Annotated in this window: 6 protein-coding genes and 1 pseudogene; 2 read left to right on the top strand and 5 right to left on the bottom strand. The window is 74.2% G+C overall.

The features are described 5' to 3' along the window. Window positions 1-61: 61 nt before the first annotated feature. Window positions 62-1387: a glycosyltransferase family 4 protein gene (locus ACJA3G_RS21175; RefSeq protein ID WP_406554591.1), complete on the bottom strand. Its 1326-nt coding sequence runs from the start codon at window positions 1385-1387 to the stop codon at window positions 62-64. A gap of 252 nt (window positions 1388-1639) precedes the next feature. Here ACJA3G_RS21175 and ACJA3G_RS21170 point away from each other — a divergent pair, with 252 nt between their 5' ends. Further along, window positions 1640-2275, top strand: a complete 636-nt coding sequence (locus ACJA3G_RS21170; protein ID WP_406554590.1) for a TetR family transcriptional regulator — start codon at window positions 1640-1642, stop codon at window positions 2273-2275. Window positions 2276-2649: 374 nt separating this feature from the next. Next, window positions 2650-3138, top strand: a pseudogene (locus tag ACJA3G_RS21165) (LuxR C-terminal-related transcriptional regulator); the annotation flags it as partial. Here the strand turns inward: ACJA3G_RS21165 and ACJA3G_RS21160 are convergent. From ACJA3G_RS21160 to lanKC, 4 genes are all read right to left on the bottom strand, one after another. After that, window positions 3064-4911, bottom strand: a complete 1848-nt coding sequence (locus ACJA3G_RS21160) for an ATP-binding cassette domain-containing protein (protein ID WP_406554589.1) — start codon at window positions 4909-4911, stop codon at window positions 3064-3066. The pseudogene ACJA3G_RS21165 and the gene ACJA3G_RS21160 overlap by 75 nt on opposite strands. Next, window positions 4908-6635 (bottom strand): ABC transporter ATP-binding protein, encoded by a 1728-nt coding sequence (locus tag ACJA3G_RS21155; protein WP_406554588.1) that lies wholly within the window; start codon window positions 6633-6635, stop codon window positions 4908-4910. The genes ACJA3G_RS21160 and ACJA3G_RS21155 overlap by 4 nt, the downstream gene beginning before the upstream one ends. Window positions 6636-6702: 67 nt before the next feature. Beyond that, on the bottom strand, window positions 6703-6834 hold the full coding sequence (locus ACJA3G_RS21150) for a SapB/AmfS family lanthipeptide (protein WP_365111699.1): 132 nt from the start codon (window positions 6832-6834) through the stop codon (window positions 6703-6705). Between the two features lie 41 nt (window positions 6835-6875). Continuing rightward, a complete protein-coding gene (gene lanKC, locus ACJA3G_RS21145; RefSeq protein ID WP_406554587.1) occupies window positions 6876-9509 on the bottom strand; it encodes a class III lanthionine synthetase LanKC in 2634 nt (877 codons plus the stop codon). Between the last annotated feature and the right edge of the window lie 160 nt (window positions 9510-9669).

Below are 9669 nucleotides of genomic sequence, written 5' to 3'. Positions count from 1 at the left end.
GGGGCCGCGGAGCGGCCGGGGGGTGGGGGCGCGGAGCGGCCGGGGCCGGTTCGGTGCGGGATCACCCTGCGGGCTTCTTGGCCGCGGAGCGGCCCTTGCCGGCGATCGCGGAGCGATAGAGCTCGACGGTGCCCTCGGCCGCCCGCGCCCAGGTGAACCGGTCGAGCACCCGCTGCCGCCCGGCCGCGCCGAGCCGTGCGCGCAGCCGCGGGTCGCCCAGCAGCCGTACGAGCGCGGCGGCCAGCGCCTGCGGGTCGCCCGGCGGCACCGCGAGGCACGTCTCGCCGTCCGGCCCGGCCACCTCGGGGATCGCGCCCCCGGTCGTGGCCACCAGCGGGGTCCCCGTCGCCATCGCCTCGGCGGCCGGCAGCGAGAACCCCTCGTACAGCGAGGGAACACAGCTGACCTGCGCCGACCGCACGAGGTCGACGAGCTCCGCGTCGGTGATGCCCTTGACGAAGCGGACCGCGCCGCCGAGCCCGTACTTCTCGATGGCCTGGGCGACCGGTCCGTCCTCGGCGCGCTTGCCGACGACGACGAGATGCGCCTCGGGGTGCTCGGCGCGCACCTTGGCGAGCGCCTCGACGAGGAAGACGAGCCCCTTGAGCGGTACGTCCGCGCTGGAGGTGGTGACGATGCGTCCGGGCACCTCGGCCACCGACGGGTCCGGGGACCACAGCCCGGTGTCGGCGCCGATGTGCACCACCCGGATGCGGTCCTCGCGCACCCCGAGGTGCTCGACGATCTCGCGCTGGGAGGAGCCGGAGACGGTGAGCACGGACGGCAGCCGCCGCGCGACCCGCTTCTGCATCCGGGTGAAGCCGTACCAGCGGCGCACCGAGGAGCGGCGCTTCCAGTCCTCGGCGGCGTCCAGTTCCAGTTGCCGGTCGACGGTGATGGGGTGGTGGATCGTGGTGACCAGGGGCGCGCCGAGGTCGGCGAGCAGGCCGTAGCCGAGCGTCTGGTTGTCGTGGATGACGTCGAACTCGCCCTTGCGGGCGGCGAGGTGGCGCCGGGCCCGCAGCGAGAACGTCAGCGGCTCGGGGAACCCGCCGGTCCACATGGTGGCGACTTCCAGCGCGTCGATCCAGTCCCGGTACTCGTCCTTGCCGGGCGTGCGGAACGGGTCCGGCGAGCGGTACAGGTCCAGGCTGGCGAGCTCGGTGAGCGGTACGCCCTCGTCCAGGACGGGGTACGGCTGCGCGCCGATGACCTCCACGCTGTGCCCCAGACGGGCGAGTTCGCGGGAGAGGTGGCGTACGTAGACGCCCTGGCCGCCGCAGAACGGATTGCCCTTGTACGTCAGGAGGGCGATCCGCAGCGGGCGGTCACCCGCACGGGCCGGCTCCCCGGTGTGCGGGTTTGCCTCTATGGCCTCTGCGGTCACTCGCGGCCCCTTCATCGCTGCGTTTCGCCGGAGCGTAACCGCTCGCGCTAATCTAGAACAAGTTCCAGACTTGATCCTTCTTGATCTCCGTCCGGAGCCTGGGGAAGCTTTGAATCTACCGGCAGGTAGCGCGCGTGTGAGGGCCGGATCAGGTGATTCGCGCCACCACCGGGGCCCCTGCCATGCTGTGCCCCCGGAAACGGGCCGCCGGGCCCACCGGAACAGCGCGAATCGGACGACGGAACGGGACAGATGACAGCGGAAGCCAGAGCGGCCATCGCCGCGTCGCCCGTCCTGACCGAGCGCCAGGAGGCGCGCCGCCGCCGCATCCTGCACGCCAGCGCCCAGCTCGCCAGCCGGGGCGGTTTCGACGCGGTCCAGATGCGCGAGGTGGCCGAGGCCGCGGGGGTCGCGCTCGGCACGCTCTACCGCTACTTCCCCTCCAAGATCCATCTGCTGGTCGCCACCATGCAGGACCAGCTCCAGCATCTGCACTCCACGCTCCGCAAGCACCCGCCGTCCGGCGACTCGGCCGCGCAGCGCGTCGCGGAGACGCTGATGCGGGCGTTCCGCGCGCTCCAGCGCGAGCCGCACCTCGCCGACGCGATGGTGCGCGCCCTCACCTTCGCCGACCGCTCGGTCAGCCCCGAGGTGGACACCGTCTCCCGGCAGACCACCGCGATCATCCTGGACGCGATGGGGCTGGACCACCCGAGTCCGCAGCAGCTCTCGGCGGTCCGCGTCATCGAGCACACCTGGCACTCGGCCCTGATCACCTGGCTGTCCGGGCGGGCCTCGATCGCCCAGGTGAAGATCGACATCGAGACGGTGTGCCGGCTGATCGACCTCACGGCGCAGGACGACGGCCTTCCCGGCCGAGGGGTCTGAACTGGCCCGCTCCGAAGGCGCCCGGACCGGCCCGAGTCGGTCCCGGCCGGGTCGGTTCGGCCCGATCCGGCCGTTCTGACCGGTCCCCCGGAGCCGCCGGTCCCGCCGTTTTCGACCCGCCGGACCCGATATGGCCCGATCCGTCGGTGATCCGGCCCAGCGCCCGGCGTGCAGGTCCAGCGCCTGACTGCCATCCGTGCCCACTCTGTGCGCCGTTCGCGCCCCCGTGCAACCCCATGGCCGATTATGCGGCTTCCTCTCTCCCGGCCCCCGGATAGAAATGTTTCGCGTGCCAGAGGAAGGCAACCGGTAGGCGGGGAGCTGGAGGGGGCTGAAACGTGATCCGGGTACTTCTCGTGCACGATGCTTGTCTGATGCGGTCGGCGCTGGCCGACCGCCTGGGCCGGGAACCCGGTCTGGAGGTCCACCACGCGCCCTGGCGCAGCGCACCCGCCCGGGCGCGGGTGCTGCGGCCGGATGTGTGCGCCGTCGACCTCGACTGCTCCGACTCGTACGGCATCGCGCCGCTGGGGGAGTTACAGAGCCGGCACCACGGGTCGCGCAACGCGCGCCTCGTCGTGCTGGCCAGCCCCAACCGGCCCGGGCTGCTGCGCCAGGCGGTGGAGGCGCACGCCCTCGGGTACGTCGACAAGGACGCCACCCCGGAGCGGCTGATCGGCGCCATAAGACGGGCCGCCGCAGGTCAGCGATTCGTCGACGACTCGCTGGGCTGCGGTTTCCTGCGGGCGGCCGAGATGCCGCTCACCAGACGGGAACTGAGCGTGCTCTCACTCGCCGCCGAGGGCGCCTCCATCGCGGACATCGCGCACAGCCTCCATCTGTCCAACGGGACCGTGCGGAACTACATGGCGGCGATCACCCGCAAGACCGGCGCCCGCAACCGCGTGGACGCCATCCGCATCTCCCAGGGCGAGGGATGGGTGTAATCCGGTCAGCTCCCGGTAGAACGCGGACCCTCGCAGCAGTTCGTCGTGTGTCCCGCACTCGACCCCCGCGCCGCCCAGCACCAGCACCTGCCGGGCCCGGCGCGCAGAGCCGGTCCGGTGCGCCACGACCACCAGCGCCGTCCCGGGCCGCCGGGCGAACGCCCGCTCGGCCCGTGCCTCGGCCGCCGGGTCGAGATGGCAGGTCGCCTCGTCGAGCAGGACCAGGGGCGCGGGAGCCGCGTACGCCCGGGCCAGGGCGATCAACTGCCGCTCCCCCGCCGAGAGTCCGGACGGGACCACGGTCGCGTCGAGCCCGCCGAGCCGGTCCACGAGCTCACGGGCGCCCACCGCCGCGCAGGCGGCCAGCAGGGCGTCGTCCCCCGGCGGTCCGCCGGGGGTGCCCCCCTCGGACCCCCCCTCGCCCGAGCCGTCCGGAGCTCCCGCGTCCTCGTGGCCGGCCGGGCACAGATAGGTGAGGTTGGCCCGGACGGTGTCGGTGAAGACGTACGCCTGCTGGGGCACCAGGACCCGGGCGCGGGCGCGTAAAATTTCGCCGCTGTCGGGGGCGCGCACGCCCGCCATGAGTTCGGCCAGGGTGGACTTGCCGATGCCGCTGGGGCCGACCACCGCGAGGTGCCCGCCGTGCGGCACGGTCAGGTCCAGACCGTCGACGACGGGCGCGGCCCCGGGCCCGTACGCGAAGGTGACGCCCCGCAGCCGCACGGCCTCGCCGGGACCGGCCTCGCCCGCCGGGGGCGCGGGCGGCGGTGGCTGCTCCCCGTCCGCCGTCAGCCTGCGCAGCACCACGAACAGCCGTGCCCCCGAGGTGCCCAGGCCCTGCATCAGGGACTGCAGGGCCGGGATCAGGGACTGGGTGACATAGGCGAGGGCGCCCACGAACGCGCCGGGGGTGACCCCGTGGCCGAGCAGCCAGGGCGCCGTGACCAGCAGCAGCACCACGGTCAGCCGGCCGCCGAGCCCCGCCGCGAGCGTACGCAGCACCCCCCAGCGGGCGAGCGAGCGCGAGGCCCGGAACTCGGCGTCGATCCGCTCCCCCGCGTCGGCCGCCACCCGGTCCTGCGCCCCGGCCGCCGTGATGTCGCGCAACCCGGCGACGGCGAGGCCGAGTTCGGCCGCCAGCGCCTCGTCGGCGGCGAGGAACACCTCCTGGCGGCGGGCGAGCGGGCGCAGCGTGGCGAGGAACAGGGCGAGGGAGGCCGCCAGCGGCACCGCCACCACCGGCAGCAGCACCGGGGCCAGCGAGCAGAGCCCGATCAGCGCTCCCACGGCGGTGACGACGAAGGTCCGGGACACCATCACCAGTCCGGCGAGCGTGTCGCGGGCGATCTCCACCTGGTGGGTGAGCCGGGAGACGGCCGCCCCGTCGGGCGTCCGCAGGGCGCGGCGCACCACCCGGCGTACGAGGTCGTCGCGTACGGGCTCGACGAGCGCGGCCACCGCCAGATGCACCCGCCCGGTCCCGAAGGCCCCGGCGACCACGCCGGCCGCGGCGAGCCCCAGCCACGCGAGGCCGGTCCCGGTGCGGCCCGCGAGGAAGCCCCGGTCGAGCGCCCGCGCCAGCGCGAAGCCGAGCAGGAACGTCTCCCCCGCCTCCAGCGCCGACCAGGCGGCGAGCCGCAGCAGCGCCCGCCACCGGGAGCGCGCGAGTGCCACCAGGCGGCCCTTCACGCGGCCTCCCCGGCGAACACCGCGCGGTATTCGGGCAGTCGCCACAGCTCGGCGTGCGGGGCGAGCGCGCGCACCCGGCCGCCGTCGAGCCACACCACCAGGTCGGCGCGGGCGGCGGTGGTGACCCGGTGGGCGACGATGAGCCGGGTGCCCGGCGTCAGCTCGTCGAGCAGCGCGCGGGAGACCCGGCGCTCGGTCGCGGAGTCGAGGCTGGAGGTGGCGTCGTCGAGGATCAGCAGCCGCCCGCAGTGCGCGAACGCCCGTGCCAGACCCAGGCGTTGGGCCTCGCCGCCGGACATCGGGGCCTGCTCGCAGGGGGTGTCGTAGCCGAGCGGCAGTCTGCGGACGAAGTCGTCGGCGCAGGCGGCCCGGGCGGCTGCCGTGACCTGCTCCGGGCCGGGTTCGTCGACGCCGAAGGCGATCGTGCCGCCGATGGTGGCGCCGAGGAGCGCCGGGCGGGCGAAGGCGTGGCCGACCTCGCGGCGCAGGTGCTGCCGGGAGAGTTCGGGCAGCGGAACGCCGTCGAGGAGGACCGTGCCCTTGTCGGGGTCGGTGAGCCGGCCCGCGACCGCGGCCAGGGCGCTCTTGCCGCTGCCGGAGCGTCCCACCACGGCGGCCACCGTCCCGCCGGGAAGGTAGAGGTCGATGTCGTCGAGGGGGCCGGTGCGGACGCTGCGGAGCTCCAGCGAGCCGGGTCCGTCGGGCAGTCGGCGTGTTCCGTACGTCATGGCGGGCGGGGTGAGCGCCTCGGCGAGGCGGTCGGTGGCGGCGCGTCCGCGCACCAGCCCGTTGAGCTGGCCGACCAGGGTTCCGGTGCCGGTGGCGAGGACGGCGTACCGCCAGGCCGCGAGCATCCCGCCGACGCTCAGCGCGCCGTCCGCGAGCCGCAGCCCGGCGACCGCGAGCACGGTGAGCTGGAGCAGCGGCAGCAGGGCGGAGGCCTGGGCGGTGGAGCGGCCGGTGACGCGCCACATGCGGTGGCCCTGGCGGGAGAGTTCGGGCAGCGGCGCGAGGATGCGGGCCGCGTCGCGGTCGGCGGTGCCGGCTGCCGTGATGGTGCGGGCGCCCTCCACGGCTTCGGTGAGCCGCCCGGCGATCTCGCCCTGGGCGCGCAGATAGGCGGTGCCCACGTCCCCGGAGCGGCGGACGAACACCTTGAGCAGCAGGACGAGTACGGGCATTCCGGCGAGCAGCGCGAGCGCCGTCCAGGCGTCGGTGAGGGCGAGCGCCACCAGTCCGCCGACCGGGGTGAGCACGGCGGCGAGGGTGGCGGCGAGGGTCGCGGGGACGGGTCCGGCCTGGGCGGCGTTGCCGACGAGCCGGGCCACGAGATCGCCGTCGGCGACCGTGGCGCGGGGTCCGGCGGCCAGCACATGGCCGAGGACGCGGGCGCGTATCCACGCGGTGGTACGGGCGTTGGCGACGGCGGTGACCAGGCCGTCGAGGGCGCCGAGCAGGACGGTGGCGCCGGTGAGCGCGGCGCAGAGCGCGAGCCAGGGCCCGGCGGCCGAGCGGTCCTCGCCCAGCAGCAGGTCGAGGGTGCGGCCGAGCGCCCACGGCAGGGCCAGGCCCGCCCCGGCGAGGGCCGTGGTCAGCAGCAGTACGAGAGCGGCGGGCGCCGCGCCGTACCGGACGGTCTCGCGGAGAAAGGGGCGTGGAGCCAAGGGGCCCTCCGGGGCGCGCAGGCCCCGGGCGGAGAGCAGATCCGCCCGGGGCCGCGTCACACGGTTGATCAGGGTCGATCACGGTTGATCACGTGCAACAGGGATTGATCAGGGTGGTGCGGGTGTGTCAGAGGCAGAGCAGCTGGCTGTGCGAGCTGTGCTTGTCGCAGAGCAGAAGGCTGACGCTGCTCTCGTCGCCACCGCCGCCGCCACCGGTGGTCTCGGGAACGTCCATCTTCTGCAGGTCGAGAAGGGTCATGGCCATCTCCTTTGTGTTGGGATTTCTTCGTGGGGACGGGGTTACCGTCCGGCCCCTCGCGGGGCCGTCCTGGGGGCCACCGGAAGCGGTGGCAGGAAGGGCAGCCCCGCGGGGCGCCTTCGGGCGGACGCGACGGCGGGCAGCGAGCCCAGGGCGAGCAGACAGCCCGCCGTGCCGGTCGCGAGGTCCATGGAGAGCCGCATCATCTGGTTGCCGGGAAAGGCCAGATGGCCTTCGTACGGCACGGCGTACCAGGCGAGCGCCGCGCTCTGCGCGTCCAGGTCGGCACGCGCTGCGCGGGTGCGGGCGAGGTGCAGCACCATGCCCGCGCGGCCGTTGAACAGGCCCGGCTGGGCGTAGTACCGCAGCCGCGCGGTGGGCAGGATCGCGGCCCTGGCCTCGACGAACTCCTCGTCGAACCGGTGCGCCAGATAGTCGTCCAGCACCATCGCGATGCCGACGCCGCCGGAGCCGAGGTAGGGCATGGTCCGTACGCCCTCGTCGACCTGGAGGGCGCCCGAGCGGTCGGTGACGCAGGCCGCGAGGTCGCGGCGGAGGAACTCGGCGGCGTGGTCGAGGAGCGCGGGTTCGCCGGTGTGCTCGTAGAGCCGCAGGAAGAGCAGCGCCGGGCCGCTGGCGCCGTGCAGCAGACCGGCGCGTCTGCGCCCGCCGCCCTCCTCGGGCCGCGGCTCCCCGGCGATGATCCAGGCCGCCTCCAGGGCCCGGTCGCGCAGATCGCTCTCGCCGGTGGTGCGGCCGAGCGAGTCCAGCGCGAGCCCGAGCCCGGCCAGGCCCCCGTGCAGGCCGGGCGCGAGCCGCTGCCACTTCTCGTCGAGCACCCGGTCGACGAGGTCGAGGGCGCGTTCGGTGTGGCCGAGGCGGTCCAGGACGTACGCCACGCCGCTCAGCCCGTCGTAGAAGCCCAGCGGACAGCCGGCGGGCGGCTCCTCGGTGCGGCGCAGCAGCCACTCCTCGCCGTCCCGGTAGCGCCCGGCGCCGGTGGCGTCCAGGGCGTAGAGCACCCCGGCCGCGCCGTACGCGACGCCGAGGCCGCCGCCGTCCGCGAACTGCGAGATGTCCCCGGGAAAGAGCCGGTCCTCGCGTTCGGGCGTGGCGGAGGCGAGGATCGCGCGGACCATCGAGTCGCGCCCGGCGGGCCACTCCTCGGGCCGGGCGGGCAGATAGGGCCGCGCCAGGGGCTCGTCCGTGCCCCGGATGACCCGCACCGCCTCCTCGAAGAAACCTTCCGGCACAGCGGGGAACTGACTCTTCGCGACCTTCGCCAGATGCGCCGCCTTGTCCTGGTCGACCACGAGCAGCGTCGTCATCGGCACGAACAGGGCGAGCCGCAGACAGGCCAGCGCGTACCGGTCGACGTCGAAGCCCTTGCGGTCGCGCGGGGCCACGAACCCGGGGTGCGCCATCGTCTGCCCCTCGTGCTCGTCGAGCGGCACCGCGGCCTCGAAGTCGAGCAGCCGCACCGCGACCTCCCGGCCGCCGTTCGCCTCCTCCCCGTCCGGCCCGACCATCACGTTGAACATGTGCAGGTCGTTGCAGACCAGCCCGCGCGAGTGCACCGCCTCGACCGCCCGCTCCACGGCCCGGTGCACCGCCAGCGCCCAGGTCGTGTACGAGGCCACCGCGTCCGGGTCGGGGTCGACCGCGAGGAGCGGGTGGCGCTCGGCGAAGAAGGCGTTCAGCGTGCGCCCCTCCAGGAAGTCCATGACGAGGAAGCGGTGGTCGCCCAGCTCGAACCAGTCGCGCACCTCCGGCGCCACCCCGAGCCCGGAGATCCGCTCCAGGGCCGCCTTCTCCCGCTCCAGCCGGGTCACCGCGTCGCAGCCGTCGGCGGCGAGCCCCGCGTACGGCCGGGCCTCCTTCAGGACGACCTTGCTGCCGTCGCGCACATCGGTCCCGGCGTACACCCCGCCGCCGTTGGAGAAGTGCAGCGCCCGCTCGATGCGGTACGGCAGGTCGCCCACGGTCGTCGCGTTGCGCGCCTCCAGCTGGGGCCGCAGGAACGGGGGCAGCGTCACCCACTCCGGTATCTGGAACGCCGGGTCGCGGCGGTCGGGGACCAGCTCGCCCCGGGCGTTCTCGATCGCGGGGACCAGCGCCCCGCCCTCACCGACACAGTGCCGCTCGACGAATCCGCCGTAACGCACGTACAGCGGACCGGAGTTCCAGCGCAGATCGGTGAGGATGTACGGGCCCGGCTCGCCGTCGAGCAGCTCGCCGAGCTCGGTCAGTATTCGCTCCAGCTCGTCCACGCCGGACGGGTAGATCGTGGCGAACTTCCCGCTGGAACCGCGCCCGGCGTACTTGGAGTTGCGCAGGTGCAGCGGCTGGCGGCCCGGCACGAACTTGAACGGGATCGCCCGGGGGACGCAGTACTCCCACACCTGCGCCGCCATCTTCTCGGCGTTGTCCAGACACGCCGAGACGTGGATCTTCCAGCCCTGGCGGGGCGTTCCGGGGCGGGGCTCGCCCGCCTCGTCGACGGGGCTGAAGTGGAGCCAGTCCCCGGAGAGCGTGCTGCGCCATCCCTCGGGGACGGGGCGCAGGGCCGCCTCGAAGAGCGGTACGGGCTCGCCGGTCGTGGCCGAGGACAGACGGTCCGGAGTCTCGTAGAACTGCCTGTCGGCCAGACAGAAGACCTCGTACCGCTTGTCCATCGCTTCCCCCCTCGGTGGCGTGGCAACGAAGGTGCCACGCCTGCCGGGGCCGGGACAGTCGCATGTGTCATACGGTGACTGTGCGGTACGCATGCGTCAATTTGTGTTCGAACGCGGTTGGACGCGGCGGGATTCGGCGGGGGTTTGGCGGGGGTTCGGC

This window comes from Streptomyces sp. YS-3, assembly GCF_045257485.1.
GTDB lineage: Bacteria > Actinomycetota > Actinomycetes > Streptomycetales > Streptomycetaceae > Streptomyces.
This window is presented reverse-complemented; position numbering and strand designations above follow the sequence as displayed.

Excerpts from the sequence above, each read along its gene's own strand:
- ACJA3G_RS21170 (WP_406554590.1), top strand. The coding sequence starts at position 1,640 with ATGACAGCGGAAGCCAGAGCGGCCATCGCCGCGTCGCCCGTCCTGACC.
- ACJA3G_RS21150 (WP_365111699.1), bottom strand. The coding sequence starts at position 6,834 with ATGACCCTTCTCGACCTGCAGAAGATGGACGTTCCCGAGACCACCGGT.
- lanKC (WP_406554587.1), bottom strand. The coding sequence starts at position 9,509 with ATGGACAAGCGGTACGAGGTCTTCTGTCTGGCCGACAGGCAGTTCTAC.